The sequence below is a fragment of the uncultured Tenacibaculum sp. genome (assembly GCF_947502995.1).
Taxonomy (GTDB): domain Bacteria; phylum Bacteroidota; class Bacteroidia; order Flavobacteriales; family Flavobacteriaceae; genus Polaribacter.
Window position 1 is genome coordinate 31,093 of the sequence record NZ_CANNBW010000019.1, and the last position, 25,043, is coordinate 56,135.

Annotated in this window: 24 protein-coding genes; 16 read left to right on the forward strand and 8 right to left on the reverse strand. The window is 29.2% G+C overall.

Features of this window, described 5'->3' with window-relative positions:
- Positions 1 to 12 precede the first annotated feature (12 nt).
- Together Q1A46_RS15695 and Q1A46_RS15700 are read left to right on the forward strand one after the other, a co-directional pair.
- Complete coding sequence (locus Q1A46_RS15695) at positions 13 to 1,158, forward strand: AraC family transcriptional regulator (RefSeq protein ID WP_299680833.1); 1,146 nt, start codon at positions 13 to 15, stop codon at positions 1,156 to 1,158.
- A gap of 416 nt (positions 1,159 to 1,574) precedes the next feature.
- Positions 1,575 to 2,216, forward strand: a complete 642-nt coding sequence (locus Q1A46_RS15700) for a DUF4159 domain-containing protein (protein WP_299680836.1) — start codon at positions 1,575 to 1,577, stop codon at positions 2,214 to 2,216.
- Positions 2,217 to 2,218: 2 nt separating this feature from the next.
- On the opposite strand, the gene Q1A46_RS15705 is transcribed toward Q1A46_RS15700, so the two are convergent.
- From Q1A46_RS15705 to Q1A46_RS15730, 6 genes are all read right to left on the reverse strand, one after another.
- Positions 2,219 to 2,734 carry a GNAT family N-acetyltransferase gene (locus Q1A46_RS15705; protein ID WP_299680840.1) on the reverse strand — a complete coding sequence of 172 codons (516 nt, stop codon included), beginning with the start codon at positions 2,732 to 2,734 and terminating at the stop codon, positions 2,219 to 2,221.
- Between the two features lie 59 nt (positions 2,735 to 2,793).
- Positions 2,794 to 3,330, reverse strand: coding sequence for a Crp/Fnr family transcriptional regulator (locus Q1A46_RS15710; RefSeq protein ID WP_299680842.1), 537 nt, complete (start codon positions 3,328 to 3,330; stop codon positions 2,794 to 2,796).
- 17 nt (positions 3,331 to 3,347) lie between these two features.
- A complete protein-coding gene (locus tag Q1A46_RS15715) occupies positions 3,348 to 6,266 on the reverse strand; it encodes a glycoside hydrolase family 3 N-terminal domain-containing protein (protein ID WP_299680845.1) in 2,919 nt (972 codons plus the stop codon).
- 82 nt (positions 6,267 to 6,348) lie between these two features.
- Positions 6,349 to 6,834, reverse strand: coding sequence for an ABC transporter ATPase (locus tag Q1A46_RS15720; RefSeq protein WP_299680848.1), 486 nt, complete (start codon positions 6,832 to 6,834; stop codon positions 6,349 to 6,351).
- A gap of 2 nt (positions 6,835 to 6,836) precedes the next feature.
- Positions 6,837 to 7,667 carry a 3'-5' exonuclease gene (locus Q1A46_RS15725; RefSeq protein WP_299680850.1) on the reverse strand — a complete coding sequence of 277 codons (831 nt, stop codon included), beginning with the start codon at positions 7,665 to 7,667 and terminating at the stop codon, positions 6,837 to 6,839.
- A 70-nt stretch (positions 7,668 to 7,737) separates the two neighbouring features.
- Entirely contained in the window at positions 7,738 to 8,592 is an 855-nt protein-coding gene (locus Q1A46_RS15730; protein WP_373456514.1) for a PPK2 family polyphosphate kinase, read from the reverse strand.
- 90 nt (positions 8,593 to 8,682) lie between these two features.
- On the opposite strand from Q1A46_RS15730, the gene Q1A46_RS15735 reads away from it, so the two are divergent.
- The 6 genes from Q1A46_RS15735 to Q1A46_RS15760 all read left to right on the forward strand — a co-directional run bounded on the left by Q1A46_RS15735 (position 8,683) and on the right by Q1A46_RS15760 (position 12,054).
- A complete protein-coding gene (locus Q1A46_RS15735; RefSeq protein WP_299680856.1) occupies positions 8,683 to 9,426 on the forward strand; it encodes a thioredoxin family protein in 744 nt (247 codons plus the stop codon).
- A 124-nt stretch (positions 9,427 to 9,550) separates the two neighbouring features.
- A complete protein-coding gene (locus Q1A46_RS15740) occupies positions 9,551 to 10,060 on the forward strand; it encodes a flavodoxin family protein (protein WP_299680858.1) in 510 nt (169 codons plus the stop codon).
- A gap of 61 nt (positions 10,061 to 10,121) precedes the next feature.
- Entirely contained in the window at positions 10,122 to 10,454 is a 333-nt protein-coding gene (locus Q1A46_RS15745; protein ID WP_299680861.1) for a helix-turn-helix transcriptional regulator, read from the forward strand.
- A 32-nt stretch (positions 10,455 to 10,486) separates the two neighbouring features.
- Entirely contained in the window at positions 10,487 to 11,095 is a 609-nt protein-coding gene (locus tag Q1A46_RS15750) for a low molecular weight phosphatase family protein (RefSeq protein WP_299680864.1), read from the forward strand.
- Positions 11,096 to 11,101: 6 nt separating this feature from the next.
- Positions 11,102 to 11,575: a DUF6428 family protein gene (locus tag Q1A46_RS15755; RefSeq protein WP_299680866.1), complete on the forward strand. Its 474-nt coding sequence runs from the start codon at positions 11,102 to 11,104 to the stop codon at positions 11,573 to 11,575.
- 122 nt (positions 11,576 to 11,697) lie between these two features.
- Entirely contained in the window at positions 11,698 to 12,054 is a 357-nt protein-coding gene (locus tag Q1A46_RS15760; protein WP_299680870.1) for a hypothetical protein, read from the forward strand.
- A 50-nt stretch (positions 12,055 to 12,104) separates the two neighbouring features.
- On the opposite strand, the gene Q1A46_RS15765 is transcribed toward Q1A46_RS15760, so the two are convergent.
- Positions 12,105 to 13,406 carry an NAD(P)/FAD-dependent oxidoreductase gene (locus Q1A46_RS15765; RefSeq protein ID WP_299680873.1) on the reverse strand — a complete coding sequence of 434 codons (1,302 nt, stop codon included), beginning with the start codon at positions 13,404 to 13,406 and terminating at the stop codon, positions 12,105 to 12,107.
- Positions 13,407 to 13,613: 207 nt separating this feature from the next.
- Between Q1A46_RS15765 and Q1A46_RS15770 the strand changes: the two genes are divergently transcribed.
- Entirely contained in the window at positions 13,614 to 14,042 is a 429-nt protein-coding gene (locus tag Q1A46_RS15770) for a hypothetical protein (RefSeq protein ID WP_299680876.1), read from the forward strand.
- On the opposite strand, the gene Q1A46_RS15775 is transcribed toward Q1A46_RS15770, so the two are convergent.
- Positions 14,039 to 14,794 (reverse strand): helix-turn-helix transcriptional regulator, encoded by a 756-nt coding sequence (locus Q1A46_RS15775; protein ID WP_299680879.1) that lies wholly within the window; start codon positions 14,792 to 14,794, stop codon positions 14,039 to 14,041. The genes Q1A46_RS15770 and Q1A46_RS15775 overlap by 4 nt on opposite strands.
- A 226-nt stretch (positions 14,795 to 15,020) precedes the next feature.
- Between Q1A46_RS15775 and Q1A46_RS15780 the strand changes: the two genes are divergently transcribed.
- From Q1A46_RS15780 to Q1A46_RS15810, 7 genes are all read left to right on the forward strand, one after another.
- Positions 15,021 to 15,416 carry a molecular chaperone Tir gene (locus Q1A46_RS15780; protein ID WP_299680882.1) on the forward strand — a complete coding sequence of 132 codons (396 nt, stop codon included), beginning with the start codon at positions 15,021 to 15,023 and terminating at the stop codon, positions 15,414 to 15,416.
- A 5-nt stretch (positions 15,417 to 15,421) separates the two neighbouring features.
- On the forward strand, positions 15,422 to 16,126 hold the full coding sequence (locus Q1A46_RS15785; RefSeq protein WP_299680885.1) for a PspA/IM30 family protein: 705 nt from the start codon (positions 15,422 to 15,424) through the stop codon (positions 16,124 to 16,126).
- Between the two features lie 25 nt (positions 16,127 to 16,151).
- Positions 16,152 to 16,514, forward strand: coding sequence for a hypothetical protein (locus Q1A46_RS15790; RefSeq protein ID WP_299680888.1), 363 nt, complete (start codon positions 16,152 to 16,154; stop codon positions 16,512 to 16,514).
- A gap of 19 nt (positions 16,515 to 16,533) precedes the next feature.
- Positions 16,534 to 17,286 (forward strand): OB-fold-containig protein, encoded by a 753-nt coding sequence (locus tag Q1A46_RS15795; protein ID WP_299680891.1) that lies wholly within the window; start codon positions 16,534 to 16,536, stop codon positions 17,284 to 17,286.
- A gap of 47 nt (positions 17,287 to 17,333) precedes the next feature.
- Positions 17,334 to 19,403 carry a flotillin family protein gene (locus tag Q1A46_RS15800; protein WP_299680893.1) on the forward strand — a complete coding sequence of 690 codons (2,070 nt, stop codon included), beginning with the start codon at positions 17,334 to 17,336 and terminating at the stop codon, positions 19,401 to 19,403.
- 161 nt (positions 19,404 to 19,564) lie between these two features.
- Positions 19,565 to 19,855 carry a GIY-YIG nuclease family protein gene (locus Q1A46_RS15805; protein ID WP_299680896.1) on the forward strand — a complete coding sequence of 97 codons (291 nt, stop codon included), beginning with the start codon at positions 19,565 to 19,567 and terminating at the stop codon, positions 19,853 to 19,855.
- A 314-nt stretch (positions 19,856 to 20,169) separates the two neighbouring features.
- The gene (locus Q1A46_RS15810; RefSeq protein WP_299680899.1) at positions 20,170 to 25,026 is read left to right on the forward strand and encodes a DNA repair ATPase; all 4,857 of its coding nucleotides are present in this window, start codon (positions 20,170 to 20,172) and stop codon (positions 25,024 to 25,026) included.
- Positions 25,027 to 25,043: the final 17 nt, after the last annotated feature.

The following is a 25,043-nucleotide window of genomic DNA, read 5'->3' on the forward strand; positions in this document are numbered from 1 at the left end:
AAAGATCAATTTATGCTACTAGCATTTAACATAACCGATGTTTTTAATGTATTTTTACTTGGAAGTGCTTTATTAGGTTTTTGCCTAAGCCTTTTCATGTTTTTTTCTAAATATGGTAAAAATAAAAGTCTACTGTTCTTAAACTTAATGATATTAACTATTGCCCTTAACAACTTTCAATCTTGGGCTTTAGCTTTAAATTTATTTCAACATAAGTTTATGTTGAGTTACATTCAAATTCCTTGGCATTTTTTAAGCGGTCCTTTCTTTTATGCATTTTTAGTTAATTATTTAGACATTGTAGATCATCAAAAAAAGCTATTAAAATATTTTGTTTTTGTCTTTTTATTGATGTGTATTGCACAAGTGAGTTTTGTAATATTCTCTTCTACCGGAGGAGCTTCTGAAAAAGAACTAGATTATATTTACGAACGTTATACTTCTTTTGAAGAACTTATCAGCTTTATTAGTTCTATTAGTATTTTTGTGTATTCATATTATGTACTTCGAAAAAAAGAACAACTTTTTCAAAAAATTCTATCTTTTGATAATTTAAAATGGATTTATAACTTTTTTAAACTTACAGGTATTGTTTACTTACTTTGGGTTTTTGCATTGGTTATTAAATTCAGTTTAAACTTCTCTGGATTTATTTATTCTTACTATCCTTTACGAATATCTACAACTGTAATTATTTTCATTTTAGGATATCAGGGAATTAAATATTTGAGAATATTAAAAGAAAGAAAACATATTAGAGAGGAAAGTGAAAACGAAACTATAGCTGAAATTCAAGAAGAAAAAGAACTCTCTACCAAATATGAAGAACACTTTTTAAATGTTGATTCTTTTGTAAAAACAAATAAAAAATTTTTGCAACCAAAATATACACTCCAAAACTTATCTAAAGATGTAAGTATAGGAACAAGTACTTTATCTGCTATAATAAATAATAATGCTAAAAAAAGTTTTGTTGACTATATTAATGAAATGAGAGTAGAACAAGCAAAAAAATTTTTACTTAACCCAAAATACGAGAGCTACACTATTGCTTCTATTGGTTTAGAATCGGGTTTTAACTCTAAATCTGCATTTTATGACGTTTTCAAGAAACACGCTGGATGCACTCCTTTAGCCTTTAAAAACTCAAATTGTTAATTTTTTTTATCCTTAATTAGTCCGAAAACATCCAAATCATAAGTTTTAGGACTTTATTTTAAGATCTCAATTTTATATTTGAATAGTATACTTAATAAAGTAAGACTAACTTAATGCTTTATTTTATTAAGTTTTTACGAAGAATTATAGAGAGGAAACTCTCTATGAAGAGGGAAAAGCCAAAACACTGTTTATCAACAGTGTTTTTTTTTGATAAAGTTGTCCTAAAACATCCAAACCATATGTTTCAGGAGTCTATAAACGAACAACTTAACTATCTTTGAATCGAAAACTTACATAAACCAGTAAATATATTTAGGGATTAATATTTACTACTTTCTTCACAAAAAAAACACCATTAGAAGGGAATGGTGTTTTTTTTTATTTATATCTTGGTTATCGCTTACAGAGGCCTTATGAAATATATACTATCTATCTTAATATTTACTATATCATTATTTACTAATGCTCAACAGATTGGTATTTTAAAATATGGAGGTGGCGGAGATTGGTATGCTAATCCTACTTCTTTACCTAACCTAATTAACTTTAGCAACAGAAATACAAAAACTTCTATAGATTATAATATAGCTACTGTAACACCAGATAGTGAAGATATTTTTAGTTTACCTATTGTTTTTTTAACCGGACACGGAAATGTTTATTTTGATGATGCTTCTGTAGAGAATTTAAGAAAGTATCTAATATCTGGAGGTTTTATTCATATTTCAGATAATTATGGATTAGATAAGTATATTCGTCGTGAAATGAAAAAAGTATTTCCTAAACTTAATTTTCAAGAAATACCTGTTTCTCACCCTATTTATCATCAAACATTTGATTTTCCAAAAGGATTACCTAAAATTCATGAACATGATAAAAAAGCTCCTCAAGGATTTGGCTTATTCTACGAAGGTAGGTTAATTGCTTTTTACGATTATGAAAGTGATTTAAGTGATGGCTGGGAAGATGAATCAATTCATAATAACCCAAAAGAAACAAGAGAAAAAGCTTTACGAATGGGAGCCAATATTATTGAATTTGCTTTTAAGAACTAAAACTACAACTCCTTTCCGTAATAGTTCAAATCAATTAATTCTCCATTAGTAGTTCGATAGTCATTCGAAATTGTACCTTCTAAACGAAAACCACATCTTTCAGCTAATGCAATACTCCTAACGTTTCGCTGAGATATTCTACAGAAAAGTTTTTTAAAACCATGCTTTTTAACGACACTTTCTAATAACGTTATAAAACTTTTAGTAATAATACCCTTCCCTTCAAAATTAACATCTATAAAAGCTCCTAATTCTGTTTTTGGTATAGACCAATCTATATTCTTAAAATCAATAAAACCAATCAATTTTTCATTTTTAAAAATAAGATAAGGATAGTATGTTCTTAGTTTTATTTTATCTTCTATCGTTCTGCAATAATTTAAAGTACTTTCTTTAGTTTGGGTATATTTTATTGTTCCTGCAAAAAAATCTTCTAATCTACTTTTATTGTTTTGAATTAACTCAAAAAAAATCTCAGCATCTTCTATAGTTAACAATCGTATAGTAAAATTATCCATTTCATTAAATTTAATACCTCAAAGAAACGAACAAGAGAAAATATAAATATTGACTGAAGTCACGTTTTTTTAATTCTACTTAATGTTTCAGAAGCCATTCTTAAATAACTTGCAATATGTTTGTGAGGAATTTCTTGAAAAAGCTCTGGGTTTCTATGTAATACTTTCTGATACCTTTCTTCAGGGGACGTTAGTAATAAGTCTTTTTCTCTTTCAAATTGATATAATATAATTTCTTGTAATATTTCATTCCACAATTTTAAATACTCGGTATTCGTATCTAAAAAATTGTAAAATTCTTGTTTTGAAATATAAAAAACAGCAGTCTTTTTTAGTGCTTTTATTTCAAGATTACTAATTGAATTAGATAAAAAGGAATCTATTGCGGTGATAATTGAGTTTTTATACCCAAAATACATCACATGTTCTTCTGTATTATTGGTAAAGAAAACTTTTACACTACCCGATATTATAAAATAAATATTAGTATCCTTAGATCCTTTAGCTTTTATAAACTCATCTCTTTTGAAGGTTTTCTGTTTTGTTAAAATACCTTCTTCTAAAATTTTGTTTTTTAATAATTGATAATTTTTCAAAACAGTTGAATTACTATTTAATTCAAAATAGCATCTTGGATAACCTTCTGTATTTTAGTTCTTATGTTACTTTTAACTAATTTTCTATTCCCCATAGTCGGATAAACTCTATTTGATAAAAATACATATAGAATTCCGGTATCTGGATCTGCCCAAGTATAAGTTCCTGTAAAACCACTGTGACCAAAACTATTTTCTGAAACACAACCACAAGTTGGCTTTTCTCTTGGATTTATTTGTGGTTTATCAAAACCTAAACCTCTTCTATTTCTTACCTGAGGATAATATCTTGTATTAAACTTCTCAATAGTTTCTGGTCTAAAATATTTTACTCCTCCATAAGTTCCGCCTTGCAAGTACATTTGCATAATTTTAGCTACATCATTTGCATTCGCAAATAAACCAGCATGACCTCCTACTCCACCTTGCATTGCAGCTCCCATATCATGAACATAACCTCTTAATAATTGTTCCCTATAATAATCGTCTTTTTCTGTAGGAACTACTTCTTTCCAATTAAATTTTTCAAGAGGTAAATATGAAGTTCTATTTAAACCTAAAGACGCATAAAACTCATCTTCTACGACTTTATCTAAACGTTTTTTATACTTTCTTTCAACAACCTCTTTAAGTATATAATATCCTAAATCGCTATACTTATATCCTACTCTTTCTCTTAAATCAGAATCTTTTATTCTGGTGTAAATAGAATCCTTGTAATCTTTATTTAAATATAAATCTTTAGCTACTTTTATCGGAAACTGCTTCGATTTTTTAGTTCTATAATATTCTTTTGATACTTTACCTGTGATAGAATCAATTGTTCTTGTATAAAATGGAATCCACGATTTTAATCGAGCATAATGCGATAAGATTTGTTTGATATTTAAATGCTCTTTATTACTGTCTTTATAAGTTGGAAGTAAATCAACTAAATCAGAGTGAAGTGATAATTTTCTATCTTCTTCTAATTTCATTACAGCTGGTAAAGTAGATAAAATTTTAGTTAAAGACGCTAAATCGTAAACATCAGATTTTTTTACTTTTCTTCGTTTAGCATCAGTTTGATAACCAAAAGTTTTATGATAAATTACTTTTCCGTGTCTCGCAATTAAAACCTGACCTCCTGGAGCCATTTTTTGCTGTAAAATTGTATCAATATAACGATCTACATATTTTAATGAATCTCTTGATAAATTTACAGCTTCTGGTATGGTATATTCAAAGCGATTTAATGGAGATATAATCATTCCATTTCCTGCTAGAAATTCATTTCTAATACTTATCGGAAGTCTACCTGAAATCTCAAAAGCTCCAAAAATTGCTTGAGCAGAAAGCTCTTGTGCTAACTTACTATTTTGATAAGAAACAATAATATTATCAATATTCGTAAATGTTTTTACTTGTAATAAGCTATAAGGATTTGCAAAAACATCAAGTATAACACGTTTGTTTCTTGATATTTCTTGCAACCAAACTAAATCTTGATTAGAGAACTTATAAGATTTCCAAGGATTTTTATTCGATTTATGAAAACCTACAATTACTAAATTATAATCTTCTAATTTTTTAGTCAGTTTATCTAAATGCTTTGCTGAAATCACATCTACTTTAGCATAATTCTGAAGCATTTTTACAAAATCATCTCCTTTATCGTCTCCTAAAGCAACATAAGCTATATTTTTTAACTCTAACTTTTTTATTGGTAATGTTTCTCTTGTATTTTTTAGAACAGTTAATGATTTTTTAATTAAATCTCGATGCAATAATTCATCTTTAGCTGTATTTAAATCCACAAGTAAACTGTCCGTTTTAATTGCATCAAACTTCTGTAAACCAACTAAATATTTTGCTTTTAAAATTTTTCTTACCGACTTATTAATTCTTTCTTCATCTAATTCACCTTTCTCTAAAGCTTTTTTAAATGCTTTTACCGTATTCGGAATATCTTGAGGAATCAATAAAATATCATTTCCTGCTAAGAAAGTAGCCAAGTTAATTTCAGCAGCTGTGGCATAATTTGCTGCTCCTTTCATATTTAATCCGTCAGTTAAAACTAAACCTTGGAAACCTAGTTTATCTTGTAATAAATCTGTAACTACATTTTTAGATAATGAAGACGGTAGATTTGTATTCGACTCTAAAGAAGGAATACTTAAATGCGCTGTCATTACACTTGCTACACCCGCATCAAACTGTCTTTTAAATGGATATAATTCAATAGAGTCTAATCGTTGTAATGTAAAATTTATTGATGGTAATGTTAAATGTGAATCAGTAGCTGTATCTCCATGTCCAGGAAAATGTTTAGCATTTGCTAAAACACCAACACTTTGCATTCCTTTTGTAAACGCTACAGATTTTTCTGCTACATTTTCTTTCTTTTCACCAAATGAACGATTTCCAATAATTGGATTGTCTGGGTTTGTATTAATATCTACAACCGGAGCAAAATTGATATGAATTCCTACTCGTTTACATTGTTCCCCTATTCTTTCTCCTAACTTTTCAATTAACTTATTATCACGAATGGCTCCTAAAGTCATATTCCAAGGAAAACGATATGTGTTTTTTAAGCGCATATCTAATCCCCATTCTCCATCGAAACCAATTAATAACGGAACTTTTTTTGTTAAACTTTGATACGTATTAGTGAGCGCTACTTGTTTTTCTGGTGTTCCTTTCATGAAAATTAAATTTCCAACATGATATTTTGTGATCAAATCAGAAATAAATTTTTCGTGTTTAGCATCTTTATTAGAATATGCTTGTACCATAAACAACTGTCCTATTTTTTCTTCTATAGACATTGAATCAATAATACTATCTACCCATTCTTGTTGTAAAATGTACTGTTTTGCTCGTAACGGATCTAACTGCTGAGCATTAATAACACTGGTAAAAATTATAGCTAATAATAGTATCTTTTTCTTCATATAAATCGTTCACACGTTAATTTAACGAGCTTTAAAATTTCATTATTTAAAACGTCGGGGATTACTTTACTTTAAACAATTCTTATACCAAAAATCGGCTATGCCAGCTTTTGTCTGCTGTAACTTCCCATTTGGTTTCAAAATCTTCTTTAGTGTTTACCATATTATTAAAAACAACTGTAGCAGCAGTTATTTTCTGTTGTTTAGCAAACTCTTGAAAATCTGAAAGTTTTACAACATTGATATTATCGTTGTCTTTAAATGAAATGTTCATTTTATCCATTAAATCTACATTGAACTCTTCTTCTATAGATTTAACAAAACGTACAGAAGCATCAATAGAGCAACCAGAAGCTGAATTAAAGTTTTCATCTATTGCCAATACTATAAACTGATTGTATTTAATAGCAAAAGATCCTTTTAAATCTTCACCATGTCTGGTCCATTGATCAATAAATAACAAAGCTCTTGCAGAAATTACTTCTATTTCTTCTTGAGTGAATGTTCTATCAGCTTGATATACCCAAACTCTTGCAGAGTTGGGTAATTCGTTATAAGGTATGTACATTGTTATCTTAAATTAAATTTTTGTTGTAACGCTTTTAATTTTTCTTCATCTGTCATTTCAGGCGTTTTAGGCGAACTCATTCGTTCTTTTATTTGGCGTAATACTTTTTTAGTATATAATGGAAAGTCTGCTTGTTGAATCCATGAATTGTATCCTGGATTTTCTTTTAAAACATCTTCTACTTTTCTTCCTTTATATTTTCCAAAAGAAAATATCTCATCTTCATCTTCATCAAATAGTATGAATCCTGCAAAATCTGCTCGTTTTGTATGTGAAGAAAATTCACTTAACGCTTCTACTGAATTCTCTATATCTTCATATTTATCTAATTGTGCTTTTAAGATTTCATAAGTTGCTAATGTATCTGCTTCAGCAGAGTGTGCATCTTCTAAATCTTTTCCACAGTAAAATTTATAACCTGCACTTAATGTTCGTTGTTCTTTTTTATGGAAAATTACTTGTACATCAATGGCTTTTCTTTCTTCCATATCAAAATCGATTCCAACTCTTAGTAATTCTTCAGCTAAAAGCGGAATATCAAATCTATTTGAATTAAATCCTGCAAGATCTGAATCGAATATCATCTCGTTTATTTTAGATGCTAATTCTTTAAATGTTGGTTCTGTAACAACTTTTTCATTTGTAATTCCATGAACATCTATAGCTTGTTGTGGTATTTCTATTTCAGGGTTTATCAACCAAGTTTTACTTTCTTGTGTTCCGTTAGGGAATATTTTTAGTATAGAAATTTCTACAATTCTATCAGTGGCTATATTAATTCCAGTTGTTTCTAAATCGAAAAAAACGATAGGTTTTTTCAGGTTTAACTCCATATAGTTATTAAAAAATTTTAATGGTAGTATTTATTATTTAAAATGTACAAAGATGTCAATAATAACGCTATTATTCGTTATTTAGTTCTTCTTTAAACTCGTTAATTTTATCTAAAAGTTTTTTATCTAAAGTAGGCTCTTTAAAATTACACTTTTCAAAGGCTTCTAAAATAGTTTGTGCTACAATAAAACGAGCTGTTGGTTTATCATCTGCAGGTATTACATACCAAGGCGCATGATCTGTTGATGTTCTGTTTATAGCATCTTCATAACAAAACTGATATTCGTTCCAAAGTTTTCTTTCTTTTAAATCTCCTGTTGAAAACTTCCAATTTTTCTCAGGAATATTTAAACGACGTAATAACCTATTCTTTTGTTCTTCTTTAGATAGATGTAAGAAGAACTTTAAAATAATAGTTCCGTTGGCAGCTATATGTTTTTCAAATTGATTGATACGATCCATTCTATCATGATAGAATTCATCATTTAAGTCTTCCAAACTTTTTACTGAAGGAATATTTTCTGAAAACACATATTCTGGATGTACTCTTGTAACTAGTACATTTTCGTAATGCGTTCTATTAAAAACACCAACTTTACCTTTAGCTGGTAGTGCAATATAATGTCTCCATAAAAAATCATGTTTTAATTCTAATTCTGTAGGAACTTTAAAACTATGTACTTCTACACCTCTAACATTAAATTGTTTAAACACTTCTCTTACCAAGCTGTCTTTACCTGCAGTATCCATACCTTGTAAACAAATTAAGGCACTGTATTTACCTTCTGCATACATTGTATTTTGTAAATCGGCTATCTTCTTTCGTACTTTTTTTAATTTTTTCTCAGCATCTTCAATATACTCTAAAGTTTTCTTCTTCTTTAATTTTACTTCTCCATTAACTTTATATTTCTCTATATTCATCTTCATTCTATTATTGATTTTATAAATGTAAAAAAAATATAGTAGGTCTTAAAGCGATATTGTAAGTCTTTTGTTAAAAAAACTACTAATTTGGAAATTAAATTATTCTTTATGCATTATCGATTCATTTTTATCTTTTTGATTTCTTTTTTTAGTTTAAATGCACAGGAAAAACCTGTAGTTGTTTTAGAATTGTTTACATCACAAGGATGCTCTAGCTGTCCGCCTGCAGATCGGCTTCTAGAAGAAATTAAAAACAACAATGATAGTGATAGGGTAATACCTGTAGCTTACCATGTTGATTATTGGGATTATATTGGTTGGAAAGATCCTTTTGCTTCTAAAGATTATACTAACAAACAACGAGATTATGCTGAGAAATTTTTAAGTAGTTCTATTTACACACCTCAATTAGTTATAAATGGTGACGAACATTTTGTTGGTTCTGATAAAGTGAGAATAGAAAGAAGAATTAAACAAATTCTACACAGAGGATCTAATTCTAACACTATAGAAATAACAGACCTAAAAATTAAAGACAAAAAAGTAGATTTTTCTTACAAAGTGGATGGAAAAACCAAGAAGCGTAATATTTATTTTCTATTAACCATTGATAAACGTGTTACACCTGTAAAAAGAGGAGAAAACAGAAATAGAACTTTAACAAATACTAATATTGTTATTCTAGAAAAAATAGTTTCTCTAATTGAAAAAGAAGGGAAAATGACACTTTCTATCCCCGATATTATTGAACCAAAAGACGAAATAAAATTAATTGCAATAACTAAAGACAAAGACTTATTAGTTACTTCTGGTATTCAAATAAAACTTTAACAAAAAGATTTTTAAAACTCCTTTATTTTTCAATTGTTTTTTTCTTGAGTATCATCAGAATTAGCAATCAATCTAAAAAAATAAATACTTGTATTCTGAGTAAATTTCCTGAAAAATTATTACAATGAATACAACAGTAATTATTAAAGCGAGTTCCAAAAAAAATGGAAACACCAAAAAAATAATAGAGTTATTAAACGAAGATTCGAATTTTGATATTATTGATTTATTAGATTATAATATTGGACATTTTGATTACGATTTCAAAAATGCAAATGATGATTTTCTTCCATTGCTGCAAAAAATTACAGAAAAATATGACACCATCATTTTTGCTACTCCAGTATACTGGTACACTATGAGCGGAATTTTAAAAGTATTTTTCGATAGATTATCTGATCTATTGCATTATCAAAAAGACTTGGGAAGAAAACTAAGAGGCAAAAATATGGCTATGGTTAGTAATTCTGGGGAAAATGATAGAAGACAAGGTTTTGAAATGCCTTTTATAGAAAGTGCTAAATATTTAGGAATGAATTACCTTGGAGATATACATGTTTGGTTTTCAAAAGATGGAAGTAAAATTGATAATGTAGCTGAAAATCAAATAAAAAAGTTCAAAAAAACTTTATAAATCTATTTTTTTCTTTTTTCTTACTTTGTTTTATCGTAATATTGCAATATACAATTAACACATGGGATTAACTAAATCTGAAATATTTTCCAAAAATCAAAATGACATAGCTCAAATAGCTAAAGTATTAGGACATCCTGCTAGAATAGCGATTTTAGAACACATATCTAAAGTAAAAACCTGTATTTGCGGTGATTTAGTAAATGAAATTGGTTTAGCACAACCTACTATATCGCAACATTTAAAAGAATTAAAAAGTATTGGAATCTTAAAAGGAAATATAGAAGGAACAAGTATTTGTTATTGTATCAATACTGAAAAATGGGAAGAAATCAGAACTATTTTAAATCAATTTTTAAATATATTCTCTAACCCCAACAACAATTGTTGTTAAAAAATTTTGAATACATCAATCGTAATATTACAATGAATGCGAATTTAATTAAAACAATAGAAAAAATTTCTTCTCTAGAAATCACCAATGGAAGAAAAGAAAAATTAAAGCCATTAATAGCTTACATTAGAGAAAAAAGAACTCAAAAAGAAGATATACGCATTAACTTTATTTGCACTCACAATTCAAGAAGAAGTCATTTAGGTCAAATATGGATGCAAACTTTAGCGAATCATTTTAATTTCAAAAATATAAAAACCTATTCTGGTGGCACAGAAGCTACAGCTTTAGCAAATCCAATTGCTGAAACATTAAAAAACCAAGGTTTTGAAATAAATATTATTAGTGAAAATACAAATCCCATTTACGCAATTAAGTATGATGAAGTTTCTCATCCTATTATTGGTTTTTCTAAACGTTATAACGATTCCTTTAACCCAAGTTCAAAGTTTGCTGCAGTGATGACTTGCTCGCAAGCTGATGAAGAATGTCCATTCGTAGCTGGTACAGATAAAAGAATTACTATCACTTATGAAGATCCAAAAATTTCTGACAACACTGATAAACAAGCTCAAACATACTTAGAAAGAAGTAATCAAATTGCCTCTGAAATGTATTTTGTTTTATCTCAATTAAATTAAACGATTATGAAACTTACTGAAATAAAAAAACACTTAAAAGAATTAAACACTATAGCTTTTCAATTACCAGATGGAAATTTGGTTCCTGAACATTTTCATGTAACAGAAGTTGGAAAAGTTACCAAGCATTTTATTGATTGTGGAGGAGTTCTTCGTAAAGAAGAAAAAATAAATTTTCAATTATGGAATGCTAATGATTATAACCATAGATTACATCCTGAAAAATTAATCAACATTATAGAATTATCTGAAAAAACTTTAAACCTTAAGGATGTAGAAATAGAAGTTGAATATCAAGGAACAACTATCGGTAAATATGATTTAAATTTCGATGGAAAAAATTTCCTTCTAGTAAATACAGCTACAGCTTGTTTGGCCGAAGACCAATGCGGAATTCCACCAAAACAAAAATCTAAGTTAAAACTATCAGAAATTCAAAGTCAAGGTTTTAGTTGTGATCCAAATTCTGGTTGTTGCTAAAACCAAAAACTGAGCAATAAGCTCAGTTTTTTTTATCTAATTATCATACTATCAATCTTAAAAGCACGTTTAATTTTAAAAATATTATATTCGCGGAATATAACCCCAAAACATACCGATTAATGAAATTATTAAAAAGTTTTTACTCCTTTTTCTTAATTTTAATTTTGACTTTTAACTTCACTTCTTGTTCTGACTGTAAGAACGAAAACCCTAGAGCCCGTATTACAAACATGGGAACAGAAGAAGTAAGTGTACAAATTAAGACTACAGGAGGTAATACAGAAAACTTAAATAATGTAGAACCTGGTAAATCTTCAGAATTTAGAAGCTACGATTCAGGAACAATTACATTTACTATAGTCGTGAAAGATGACATAGAACTTGTTGAAATTGTTGAAATGGATTTTTGTTCAGAATATGAAATCATTGTTAATGAAGACAATGCTATCATAACAATTTCTACCGGAATCGAATAAATAAGTTAAAAACAAATAAAAAAATCCCAAGTACAATACTTGGGATTTTTTTATTTATCACTTTCAAATGAATATTTATTTTTCTGCTTAAATGGACGAATAATTAGTCTTGTTTCTCTGTCGAAACGTATATAATTATACATCCAGTTTAAAAACACAACTGCTTTATTTCGAAAACCAATTAGTGAAAATAAGTGGACTATCATCCAAACGAACCAAGCAAAAACTCCTTGGAATTTCCATTTTGGTAAATCAACTACAGCTTTATTCCTACCAATAGTAGCCATTGAACCTTTGTCATTATACACAAAAGGTTTCATTTGTTTTCCTTTTTGTAATGCTAAAATATTTTTTGCTAATAAATTTCCTTGCTGAATAGCTGGTTGCGCCATCATTGGATGACCATAAGGAAAAGCTTCTGTATTCATACAAGCCACATCTCCAATGGCAAAAATATTCTCATGAGAAGCAACTTTATTAAACTGATCCACTTTATATCTAGCTGCTCTTTCTACAACACATTCAGTATGCAAACCATCTATAGAAGCTCCTTTTACACCTGCAGCCCAAATTACTGTACTTGCCTTAAAATGATCTTCACCATTTGTAGTTACTGTATCTCCATCATAGTTTTGTACACGAAGACTTTTCCATACATCAACACCTAACTTAATTAAAAAATCTTCGGCTTTCTCTGAAGCTTGCGGACTCATACCTTTCAAAAGACAATCTGCACCTTGTATCAAATTGATTTTCATCAAACGGATATCTAAATCCGGATAATCTTTAGGTAGAATTTCTTTCTTCATTTCTGCTAATGCACCAGCTAATTCTACTCCAGTAGGTCCACCACCGACAATAACAAAATTCATTAACTTTTTTCGCTCCTCTAAATCAGAAGTCAATAAAGCTTCTTCAAAATTCTCTAGAATTAAACTTCTAATATTTAAAGACTGAGGAATTGACTTCATTTCCATGGTATATTTTTCAATATTTTTGTTCCCAAAGAAATTAGTTGTAGAACCAGTAGCGATTACTAAATAATCGTAGTTTAAACTACCTATTGATGTTTTAACTTCATTCTTTTCTGCATCTATACCCGTAACTTCAGCCAATCGAAAATAGAAATTCTCGATATCGTTAAATCTTTTTCTTAGAGGAAAAGCAATGCTATCTGGTTCTAATCCTCCTGTAGCAACTTGATATAATAAAGGTTGAAATGTATGGTAATTATGTTTATCTAAAAGAACTACTTGTAATTCTTTATCTTCTAAACCTCTTGCAACGGCTAATCCAGCAAAACCTCCACCAATAATAACTACTCGTGGAAAGCTAGTTTGAGGTATATTCATATTGTAATTTTTATATCTATATAGATTCTAATAGCAAATTTAATTAAAACTTTTTGTTTAAAACTGTTATAATTTACGTAACAAAAACAGTATTAAGTTACTATTAGTAACCTAAAACAAGATCTATTAAAAATTAGTCCATTTATACAGTTTTTAAACCAATAATTTTATAGTTTTGTTAAAGTAGAAGAATCATAACTTAGTTTTATGTTTACTATTTTTAAGAAGAAGAAACAGAAATATTTTATCATTAATTGTAACACTGACAGTATTTTAGTAAATGGAACTCCACTTACTTTTCCTACTGAATTTGAAAATTTAGTTGAAATTTTTGGTGAACCTTCCAGAACAATAGATTCAAGTAGCAAATATGTTATTTGGGATGATTTTGGAGTATCTAGTAGTTTAAAAGACGACGATAAAATAGTCTCTATTAATGTTTATCAAAATATTAATACCAGTGAATATGTTCCTAAAAAACCATATAATGGAACACTTTTTTTCGAAGAAGAAGACATTACCTTTAATGAATTCAGTAAGATAGGACTTGGTAAAATAGCTATTCACAGATTAGGAAGCGAAAATGAAACTAGATTTGGCTTTAGTTTAGGAATCAATAACGATTATAAAGCTTAACCTCTATTTTTAAGTTTCAGTAATTCTTTTTCTAAGAATAATAGTTTATTTTCAACCTCATCACCTATTTCAGGCAAACGCTTTATAAAAGTGTATTTCGCTTGCCACAATTCTTTTATATCCGTTTTTGAAAAAATCTTTTCTTCAATATTTTTGTGTTCTGCTTTGAAAACCACTTTATCAGAAATAACGTAAATTTTTCTTAGTATAATTTCTTTTTCTAAAACAGCAACTACTATCTCTCCGTTTCCATAGCTCTCAAAATCTTCTTCAGCAACTTTTTCTGCGATGACAATATCTTTAGGATACAAACCTTTATCATGATCTGTCATTTCTAAATTTGTAACTGTAAATGCTCGTAAGACTTTATCAATTTCTATCGGCAAACTAATTACAGACAAATCATCTATAAAAGAAGGATTATTATAATGCTTACAATAACTCTCTATTTTTTTTTCGGAAACATACGGTACAGCAACAAAACTTTCTTTTTCATATTCACTATCATCTAAAATTAAGTCTTCTTTAAAACGTAACAATTCATTCACTGTTAAATCAGAAGTTAGCATACTATCAATTGAAATGCTAAAATAATTAGCAATTTTAATTATAGTTTCTATTTTAGGTTCACTTCTACCCTCTTCATAAGCTCCTAATGTAGCTCGCTTTAAATCAAACAATTCTGCAAAAGATTTCTGACTCAAACCTTTTACTCCTCTAATTTTTTTTATGTTTCTTCCAAAAAAAGACATGTTTTGCTAATTTTATTTGCAAATATTAAAATATTTTGTATCTTTACACTAACAATATTAGCTAATAAAAACGAATATTGCTAATTTTTCTAGAAAAAAAGGTCGCTAAACTATTAACTATTTTATTATGATTCTATTAACTTTACACTTTGTAGTATTGTTGGCATCCACAATATTACCTTAAAGAAGATCAATCACTAAACTATTTAACTATAACCAATTGCTAATGAACATTCACTTTAATAAAACGAAAAACTTTTTATTAGAATTAAACTTTACAATTAGTAAAGAGATCGAATCTGATGGGATTTTTGTTATTGAAAAAGAGAATTTTGGAATAAAAAACTTAATTATTGGTGTTGCTTATCCTATACTAGTCATGGAACAATTCATTTTTAAAGCAACGCAACCAAATGAAGCAATGTTTAAAGCATTACTTCAAAAAAATAGAGATATAATTCATGGAGCTTTTGTGCTTGATGAAACAGGTGAACGTGTCATTTTTAGAGACACATTACAATTAGAAAACTTAGATATTAATGAATTAGAAGCCAGTTTAAACTCTTTAAGTTTGTTACTTAGCGAATACTCTGAGCAAATCATTAATTTCTCAAAATATTAGAAATTATGAATTTTTTTAAACGACTTTTTAAAATAGGACAAGCAGAAGCAAATGCTGCCATAGATAACATGGAAGATCCTATTAAAATGACGGAACAAGGTATTCGCGATTTGCGTGTTGATCTTGAAAAATCTCTCGAATCTTTAGCACAAGTGAAAGCTCTTGCTATTAGAGCTAAAAATGACATTGAAGAATTTACAGCTAAAGCTAATGATTACGAACAAAAAGCCATGCTAGTACTTACTAAGGCTAAAAATGGTGAATTAGAGTTCAATGAAGCAGATGATTTAGCTAAACAAGCTTTACTAAAAAAACAAGAAATACATTTGCAAATAGAAAATGCAAAAAATGAAGCTACCAGCTTTGACAATTCTGTTGCTCAATTAGAAGGAAATGTTCAAGAAATTAAAGGAACAATAAGCAAATGGGAAAACGAATTAAAAACCCTTAAAGCTCGTGTTAAAGTTTCTAAAGCAACAAAAAACTTGAACAAACAAATGGCTGAGATGGATAGCTCTGGGACGGTTACTATGTTAGAACGTATGAAAGAAAAAGTACAACAAGAAGAAGCTTTAGCTGAAGCCTATGGAGATTTGTCTAAATCATCGAAAACTGTAGATCAAAAATTAAACGAACTTACTGATACTAAAAATAAAACTGCTGAAGATAATTTGGCTCAACTAAAAAAACAATTAGGTTTTGATGATTAAATTCTTCTGCCACAAACTAAAAACTATGAAAACAAAAATTATATTAATTACCATTCTTTCTTTATTAACTTTTACTTCTTATAGTCAAAATTCTAAAGAAAAAGAGCCTAAGTCTACGACTACAAATTTTGAACTTAAGACATCAAGTATAGAAAAGTTACAAACTTTTAATTGGAACACTTTAAAAGAAATGTTTAAAGAAAATGAAGATGATCAAGAAATTACAATTGGATTTATTTATGAAAATAAAGCTCAAATAGACGATTCAAAAGTTAAAATTGATAATTTTGAAATTAAATTGTCAGGAAAAACTTCTGATTTAGATAAAATGACAAAAAGATTAAAGAAATCATTTGATAAATTAGAGGAATTGAAAAACAAAAACTAACACATATTACTAACTAGCTATGACATTAACCGACATTGTATTTTCCGATGTAAACATTACTTTAACCATACTGCTTATATTATTATTGACATATTGGTTATTCACTATGATTTCTGGAATAGACTTCGATTTAGATGTAGATATTGACATTGATATCGATGTAGATACAGATGTTGACATTGACGTTGATTCAAGTGTAGGCACAGGTGTAGAAGCTAGTGATATTGATTTTCATGATGTATCCAATACTGAAGTTAATCAAGAAGATATAGTTGGAAAGAGGAAGAAACCTTTGAAATGGTGGCAAGTTTTACTAATATATTTCAATTTTGTTGGTTTACCATTCATGTTTACTTTTACTTCATGGATTTTCCTATGGTGGCTTATAACAACTTTAGGTACAACAATTACTCATAGCTACAATAGCACTTTTGGCTTCATTATAATGTTAGGAAGTTTTTTCCCTTCACTATTTGTCACAAAAATCTTCACTACTCCTTTTAAAGCATTTTTTAAAAATCTTAATCAGGATGGAGATAAACCTACTGAAATTATTGGTAGAAAAGGGGTAAGTTTATCGAAAATTTCAGATAATAAACTTGGAAGAGCTGAAATCAAAGCTGATGGAAATATATTAAACATTAATATAAAATCTTTAGATGGAAAAGAAATACATTACAATTCTCAGATATTAATCATCAAACAAAGTAATGATAAATTATTCTACTATGCTCAAGAATATAAAACAAATAGCATAGACATAAACTTTTAAAAATTAAATTTACAACAAATAAAAATCAATAAAACTAATTAATTACTATGACAGATTCAATTATTCAACTTTTAAGTATTGGACTAGGTATAGCCGTATTCATTGTTATTGTCTACTTTGCTATTATAGCAATGTTTTACAAAAAAGTACCACAAGGTGAAGCTTTAGTTCGTACAGGATTTAAAGGAACACAAGTAGCTACTGATAGTGGTATGTATGTCGTACCTGTTTTTCATCGTGTTGAAATTATGGATATTTCTGTAAAGAAAATTCAAATTGAACGTATCGGTGACGATGGACTTGTTTGTAAAGATAATATGCGTGCAGATATTAAAGTAGCTTTCTTTGTTCGTGTTAACAATGAAGTTGAGTACATTAAAGCAGTAGCGCAAACTATTGGATGCGAAAGAGCATCTGATATTGAAACATTAGAGGAATTATTTGAAGCTAAATTCTCTGAAGCTTTAAAAACAGTGGGTAAAAAGTTTAATTTTACTGAATTATATGAAGCTAGACGTGAATTTAGAGATGAAATTGTTGATATTATTGGTACAGATTTAAACGGATATACTTTAGAAGATTGTGCTATTGATTATTTAGAACAAACTCCTGTTAGTTTTTTGAAACCTGATAATATTTTAGATGCAGAAGGTATCAAGAAAATTACTGAATTAACAGCAGCACAAAATATCCAAGCGAACTTAATTAAAAGAGACGAAGAAAAAGTAATTCGTAAACAAGATGTGGAAGCTCGTGAAGCAATCTTGGAATTAGATAAGCAATTAGCTGAAAAAGAAGAACAACAAAAACGTGAAATTGCAAATATTAAAGCTCGTGAGGAAGCAGAAACTTTAAAAGTAGCTGAAGAAGAGCGTTTAAAATCTGAAAGTGCTAGAATCGCAACTGAAGAAAAATTACAAGTAGCAGAAGAAAACAAACAACGTCAAGTTATTGTTGCAGAGAAAAATAAATTACGTACAGATGCAGTAGAAGCTGAAAGAGTAGAAAAAGACAGAATGTTAGAAGCTACAGAAAGAGAGCGTATTGTAACTTTAGCACAAATAGAAAAAGAAAAAGTTGTTGAAGTAGAAAAGAAAAACATTCAAGATGTTATTCGTGATCGCGTAATGTTAGAGAAAGGTGTGGTTGAAGAGCAAGAAAACATGAAAGATATCGAAGCTTTCAAAACTGCAGATCGTGAGAAACAAGTCAAAATTACTATTGCTGAAGCTAACGCAGAAGAAGCATTAATTAGAACAATTAAGCAAGCTGAAGCTCAAAAAGAAGCTGCGAAGCAAAAAGCTGAAGAAATTAATATTGAAGCTCAAGCTCAAAAAGAAGCTAGTGAAAAAGAAGCAGAAGCTCGTAAAACATTAGCAGAAGCAAAAGCTAAAGAAGAAGCTACAATTGGTATGTCTGAAGCACAAGTGATGCATGCAAAAGCAGATGCAAATGAGCGTCAAGGATTAGTAGAAGCTACAATTATTGAGAAAAAAGCTAAAGCTGAAGCCGCTGGAATTTTAGCTAAAGCTGAAGCTATTAAAGAAGAAGGTTTAGCTGAAGCGCAAGTAATTAAAGAAAAAGCAATTGCAGATGCTGCTGGTATCGAAGAGAAAGCCGAAGCAATGAAGAAATTAGACGGTGTTGGTAAAGAGCACGAAGAGTTCAAGTTACGTTTAGAGAAAGAATTACAAGTAGACTTAGCTCAAATTCAAATCCAGAAAGATATCGCAGATGCACAAGCACAAGTTATTGGTGATGCATTAAGAGCTGCTAATATTGATATCGTTGGTGGAGAAACAATGTTCTTCGATCAAATTATTGGACAGATTACTAAAGCTAAAGGAATCGATAGATTAGTTCAACACAGTGATAACATTCAAGATGTAAAAGATGCTATTTTAGGTAGTGATGATGTTAAAGGAAACTTATTAGAAAAAGTCAAAGATTTCGCTAACAAATACGGAATCTCCTCTGAAGACATCAAAAACTTAACTGTAGCAAATCTTTTAATGGACTTAAAAGATAGAGCAAACACTTCTGATGAAGAAGGATTATTCAGTAATCTTTTCAACCTTGCTAAAGGATTAGGGTTATCTGATAAGAAATTATCTTAACATAAAAATATAAATGTCAGTTCGAGTGATTTTATAGAGTGACAACGAAATAAAATTGTATCGAGAACAATTCAACTAACGAAAACTTCTCGATAAAAAATTATTCTTCATTCCATTCCGAATAATTTCACTCGAAGTGACAATAAAAGTTCAAAAAAGTTATGACAGTTTACTATGTTTATATTTTGCAATGTTCTGATAAAACATATTACACTGGAGTAACTTCAAATCTTAATCAAAGACTTTTAGAACACTCAAAAGGATTACATAAAGGTAGTTATACTTATTTTAGAAGACCAATACAATTAGTTTACTATTGTGAATTCACGAATATTGAAATAGCAATAGAAAAAGAAAAACAAATTAAGAAATGGTCTAAAGTCAAAAAAGAAGCTTTAATAAATAATCAATATGAATTACTACCTAATTTAGCAAAAAAGAAATTTGATTAAAATACCAAATGTCAGTTCGAGTGATTTTTTATGAAGTGATAACGGAATAAAAAATTGTATCGAGAACAGTTTCAATAACAATAACTTCTCGATACAAAATTATGCTCCATTACATTACACATAATTTCACTCGAAGTGACAATAAAGTTCAAAACAAAAATGTTGATTCAAGTGATTCTTGCGAAGTGATAACAAAGTAAAATCGTATCGAGAAAAATTCAACTAATGAAAACTTCTCGAAACTAAATTATTCTTCTTTTTCACTCAAATAATTTCACTCGAAGTGACATCAAAGAATTGACACAAAAAAATACATGGAAAACCAAAACAATCAACAATTAGACGGAGGAACATATGAAATCATTCAAGGTAGATTGCAAAAACAAAAGCAAGAACTACAAGATCGATTACATAAGCTAAATGATGCAAGAAAACATGTTTTTGGTAATATAGAAACCAAATTAATTGCTAACGATAGAATAAACACTGAAAATAACTGTATCGCCAGAGATATTGTTTCTTTTGGAAACATTTCCATCTTCGGATATAACGTACATTTTGGTTTACGTACAGATATTAAACTTTCAGATGTATTTAGTATTTATGAGTTTAAAGAAAATCATTTTCATTTACAGTCTTTAGACATGATTCATGATGAAACTTTCATCAGTGATTTCACCAACTTATATAAATACTATAGAAATACCATTTTCTCAAAATTCGCCATCATTGGAAACTATTTACACATGGTTTTTCAATTAAGCGAAAATACAAAGGATATTAAAACCTTTAAATGGTTAATTAACGATAATCAACTTCAGTATATAGACAACCGTAGTGAACACGAATACAAATTCCCTACGCAACATGAATTCAAATGGCAAGAAGTAACTCGTGATATGCATCGCTATGGAACGCATTCTCACATTTCTGTTCTTGACAAAGTTTTTGTAGAAACCATTGGAGGTGATTTAACCATAAAAATTGAAGATAATACAGACGACGGAAAAGGAATTCTTTCTGAGCCTGTTGAACACATAGATCAAACCTTAGATGATGGTCAATTTCGTTTTGGTGATTTAGGAAACTTAATCACTTTAGAAATCAAACCTTTCCAGGAAGATCCTCGTTACTTCGTGTACAATCATAAACTACAAGAAGTACAACGTATCGAAAGTATTAAAGATACAGCTGTTCAATTACCAGACGGACACGGTATTATTTTTCCTAACGGATATTATTTACAAACTGGAGAATATAAAATATTCGAAAGTGATGTAAAAGAGGTAAAATTTCAAAAGAAAGTAAGTTCACCAAACGGTGAAGATTTCTTATATGTTTTTTACGCAACAATCCGTGGGTTATACGTATTGATGTCGTATAACATTATTGAGCAAGAAGTTAAAACTCCAATTATTTGTAACGGATTCACCTTACTTGAAAACGGTGAATTATGCTACTTTAAAACTGAAAATGAACAAACTAAACATCATGTAGTTCAAATTTGGCAAACTCCGTATTTAAAAGGAGATTTTATGCCGTCACAACATACCGATAGTTTACTGTTCAAAATCGGAAATAAAGATATTGTTCGTGCCATGGCAGAATGTCACGAATTAATCAATCTTTTAAACAAAGAAGATAATTATACTGGTTTATACAATGATATCGCCAAAATATCCAAAGATATTAACGATACGTATTATTGGTTACCAGAAGCAGATACACACCAATTAAATGAACCTATTCTTCAAATTAACGAAGCAGCAAATGCCGCAATTGAAGAGTTTGAAAAAGTAGTTCAATTAAAAAAACAAGCTTCAAAAGAAACCAAAGAAATCAATACCAAATCAGATGAACTTTTTAGCAAAATAAAAAGTACTTCATTTAAATCTATTGATGATTTTGTTGGATTATTAAGCCAATTAAGAACCTTGCGTGGTGAAGTTATTAGTTTACATGATGTTCGCTATATTCAGGCAGCACATTTAGAAGCTTTAGAAGAGCAAGTTGCTGAGCAAAACACCTTAATTTCTAAACGTTGTGTACAGTTTTTACTAAACGATAAAGCATTAGCTCCGTATCACAAACGTGTCGCTGAAAAAGAAGCTTCGTTACCAGAAATTAAGAAAGTAGTTGAAGCGAAAGCTTTAGAAAAAGAAGTCAATCAAATTACTGCTGATTTAGAAATGCTGATTGATATTGTTTCTAATCTTGAAATAGAAGACACTTCGCAATCAACGAAAATTATAGACAATATCTCTTTAATTTTTGCAACGTTAAATCAATTAAAAGCAGGAATTAAAAACAGTATAAAAAGCTTAGGAAGTTCTGAAGCTAAAGCTGATTTTGTTGCACAGTTAAAATTAATTGATCAAAGTATTATCAATTATATTGACATGGCTACTACGCCAGAAAAGTGTGATGAGTTTTTAACAAAAACTGCCATTCAACTTGAAGAATTAGAAGGGAAATTTGCCGACTTTGAAGAGTTTATTACGCAGATTATAGAAAAACGTGAAGAAATTCATGCCGCTTTCGATACGCGTAAAAACAACCTTATTGAAAAACGTAACAAGAAAGCAGTGGCATTACAAACTGCTTCTGAACGCATCTTAAAAGGAGTTGAGAAAAAAGCGCAAAGTTTCGATACTATTGAAGACATCAATGGATATTTTGCTGCGGATTTAATGATTAATAAAGTTAGAGATATTATTAATCAGTTACGTGAATTAGACGACGCCGGAAAAGCGGAAGCTATTGAAACGAAATTAAAAGTTGCTAAAGAAGATGCGCTTCGTAAACTTAAAGACAAACAGGAGTTATACGAAGACGGTGAGAATATTATTAAACTTGGTAAACATAAATTCGGAGTTAACAAACAGGTTTTAGATTTAACGATTGTATATAAAAACGAAGAATTATATTATCACTTAACAGGTACTGATTTTTACGATACTATTGAAAACGATATTTTATTACAATCTAAAAAATATTGGAATCAAGAATTAGTTTCTGAAAATAACGAAGTCTATCGTGCTGCTTATTTGGCGTATAAGATTTTCAAAAATATTCCAGAAACTGAATTAATCAATAAAACACAAGAAGAATTATTAACTGTTGTACAACAAGAAAGTAGTAACTTATATTCTGAAGGTTATGTAAAAGGAGTTCATGATAGTGATACTAGTCAGATTTTACACACATTAGTTCATAAACATCATGAATTAGGACTACTCACCTATGCTCCTAATACAAGAGCGTATGCGCAATATTTTTGGAATTCTCTTTCTGAGGAAGCTCAGACTTTATTAAACACCAATATTAAAGCTTCTGGTGAAGTATTAAGTGTTTTTCCAAACAGTGATTCTTTTGCTTTTATTATTGAAAATTTAAGTGCCAAAATCACTGAATTCGCTCAGCAAAGTAAATTGTTTTCTGAATCAGAAAGTGAGCAGATTGCAAATTATCTTTTTGAAGAATTGAAACAAAACAATTCATTCCAAATTAGTACAGATGCATTTGGTTTAAAAGATGAGTTTATGAAAACTTTAAAGAAACAAGATGCTTATCATAAATTCAGAAACGGAGTTGATAAATCAAATGAATACACTGATAAAATTCATTTAACAAAACAATGGGTAAGTTCGTTCTTGTCTTCAGCAGAAAATTCGAAGCAAACCTATATTAATGAAATCGTTACTATTTTATTGTTTGAACACGAATCAACTTCTGAAGTTAAAGCAGTTCATCCGATAGAAGAAATAAAAGATTTAAGAGGAGACCACAGTACAATTACTGAAGGAACTTTTGTCTTTAACTATCATGATTTCATTTCGAGTTTAGCACAATTTGCTACTGTAGAAGTTCCGAATTTCATCAGATACAAAGAAGCGAAGCAAGAAGTAACTGAACAACTAAAAGAAGATTTAAAACTGGAAGAATTTAAACCGAGAGTTTTATCCTCTTTTGTAAGAAATAAATTAATTGATCAGGTGTATTTCCCATTGATTGGAGACAATTTAGCGAAACAATTAGGGACGGTTGGTGATAATAAACGTACCGATAGAATGGGTATGTTATTATTAATTTCTCCTCCAGGTTATGGTAAAACTACCTTAATGGAATACATATCGAATCGTTTAGGTTTGGTATTTATGAAAATTAACGGTCCGGCAATTGGACATGATGTGACTTCTGTTGATCCGATGTCAGCTAACAATTCTGCATCTAGAGAAGAATTAAAAAAGCTGAATTTAGCATTTGAAATGGGTGATAACGTGATGTTATATTTAGATGATATCCAGCACTGTAATCCAGAGTTTTTACAGAAGTTTATTTCACTTTCCGATGGAACTCGTAAAATCGAAGGAGTTTTCAACGGAAAATCGAAAACGTATGATTTACGTGGAAAGAAATTTTGTGTAATTATGGCTGGTAATCCATATACAGAAAGTGGAGATCGTTTTCAAATTCCAGATATGTTAGCTAACCGTGCTGATATTTACAATTTAGGAGATATTATTGGAGATACAGCGCATTTATTCAAACTGAGTTTAATAGAAAATTCATTAACATCGAATCCTGTTTTACACCAATTGAGCAGTAAATATTTTGAAGATGTGTATGCTTTAATTGATAAAGTAGAAAATAATACCGCTGATGTTGATTTAAAAGGAAATCATACCAAACAAGAAATTCAGGATTACACTTCTGTTTTAGAAAAAGTGATTACAGTTAGAGATACTGTTTTAAAGGTAAATCAGGCTTATATTCAATCGGCTGCCATGGAAGATCAATATAGAACAGAACCTTCATTTAAATTGCAAGGTTCGTATCGTGACATGAATAAACTGGTTGCTAAAGTGGTTCCTATTATGAATGATAGCGAATTACAACGCTTGTTATTATCACATTACGAAAGTGAATCACAAACCTTAACCTCTGCAGCGGAAGGAAACCTTTTAAAGTATAAAGAGTTAATCGATCAACTTTCTGATGAAGAATTAACAAGATGGACAAGCATTAAAGAAATCTTTTTGAAAAACAATAAACTGAAAGGTTTTGGAGATAAAAATGAAATGGCTCAAATTTTAAGTCAGATGATGGCGTTCTCTGAGAATTTAGAAGGGATTAAAGAAGCTTTACAGAAAGGATTGGAAAATAATTAAAATATACAAACCTCATT

Excerpts from the sequence above, each read along its gene's own strand:
- Q1A46_RS15760 (WP_299680870.1), top strand. The coding sequence starts at position 11,698 with ATGAAATTATTAAAAAGTTTTTACTCCTTTTTCTTAATTTTAATTTTG.
- Q1A46_RS15750 (WP_299680864.1), top strand. The coding sequence starts at position 10,487 with ATGAATGCGAATTTAATTAAAACAATAGAAAAAATTTCTTCTCTAGAA.
- Q1A46_RS15800 (WP_299680893.1), top strand. The coding sequence starts at position 17,334 with ATGACAGATTCAATTATTCAACTTTTAAGTATTGGACTAGGTATAGCC.
- Q1A46_RS15700 (WP_299680836.1), top strand. The coding sequence starts at position 1,575 with ATGAAATATATACTATCTATCTTAATATTTACTATATCATTATTTACT.
- Q1A46_RS15725 (WP_299680850.1), bottom strand. The coding sequence starts at position 7,667 with ATGGAGTTAAACCTGAAAAAACCTATCGTTTTTTTCGATTTAGAAACA.
- Q1A46_RS15790 (WP_299680888.1), top strand. The coding sequence starts at position 16,152 with ATGAAAACAAAAATTATATTAATTACCATTCTTTCTTTATTAACTTTT.
- Q1A46_RS15795 (WP_299680891.1), top strand. The coding sequence starts at position 16,534 with ATGACATTAACCGACATTGTATTTTCCGATGTAAACATTACTTTAACC.
- Q1A46_RS15740 (WP_299680858.1), top strand. The coding sequence starts at position 9,551 with ATGAATACAACAGTAATTATTAAAGCGAGTTCCAAAAAAAATGGAAAC.
- Q1A46_RS15770 (WP_299680876.1), top strand. The coding sequence starts at position 13,614 with ATGTTTACTATTTTTAAGAAGAAGAAACAGAAATATTTTATCATTAAT.
- Q1A46_RS15810 (WP_299680899.1), top strand. The coding sequence starts at position 20,170 with ATGGAAAACCAAAACAATCAACAATTAGACGGAGGAACATATGAAATC.
- Q1A46_RS15805 (WP_299680896.1), top strand. The coding sequence starts at position 19,565 with ATGACAGTTTACTATGTTTATATTTTGCAATGTTCTGATAAAACATAT.
- Q1A46_RS15705 (WP_299680840.1), bottom strand. The coding sequence starts at position 2,734 with ATGGATAATTTTACTATACGATTGTTAACTATAGAAGATGCTGAGATT.
- Q1A46_RS15715 (WP_299680845.1), bottom strand. The coding sequence starts at position 6,266 with ATGAAGAAAAAGATACTATTATTAGCTATAATTTTTACCAGTGTTATT.
- Q1A46_RS15780 (WP_299680882.1), top strand. The coding sequence starts at position 15,021 with ATGAACATTCACTTTAATAAAACGAAAAACTTTTTATTAGAATTAAAC.
- Q1A46_RS15720 (WP_299680848.1), bottom strand. The coding sequence starts at position 6,834 with ATGTACATACCTTATAACGAATTACCCAACTCTGCAAGAGTTTGGGTA.
- Q1A46_RS15695 (WP_299680833.1), top strand. The coding sequence starts at position 13 with ATGCTACTAGCATTTAACATAACCGATGTTTTTAATGTATTTTTACTT.
- Q1A46_RS15785 (WP_299680885.1), top strand. The coding sequence starts at position 15,422 with ATGAATTTTTTTAAACGACTTTTTAAAATAGGACAAGCAGAAGCAAAT.
- Q1A46_RS15730 (WP_373456514.1), bottom strand. The coding sequence starts at position 8,592 with ATGAATATAGAGAAATATAAAGTTAATGGAGAAGTAAAATTAAAGAAG.
- Q1A46_RS15775 (WP_299680879.1), bottom strand. The coding sequence starts at position 14,794 with ATGTCTTTTTTTGGAAGAAACATAAAAAAAATTAGAGGAGTAAAAGGT.
- Q1A46_RS15765 (WP_299680873.1), bottom strand. The coding sequence starts at position 13,406 with ATGAATATACCTCAAACTAGCTTTCCACGAGTAGTTATTATTGGTGGA.
- Q1A46_RS15755 (WP_299680866.1), top strand. The coding sequence starts at position 11,102 with ATGAAACTTACTGAAATAAAAAAACACTTAAAAGAATTAAACACTATA.
- Q1A46_RS15745 (WP_299680861.1), top strand. The coding sequence starts at position 10,122 with ATGGGATTAACTAAATCTGAAATATTTTCCAAAAATCAAAATGACATA.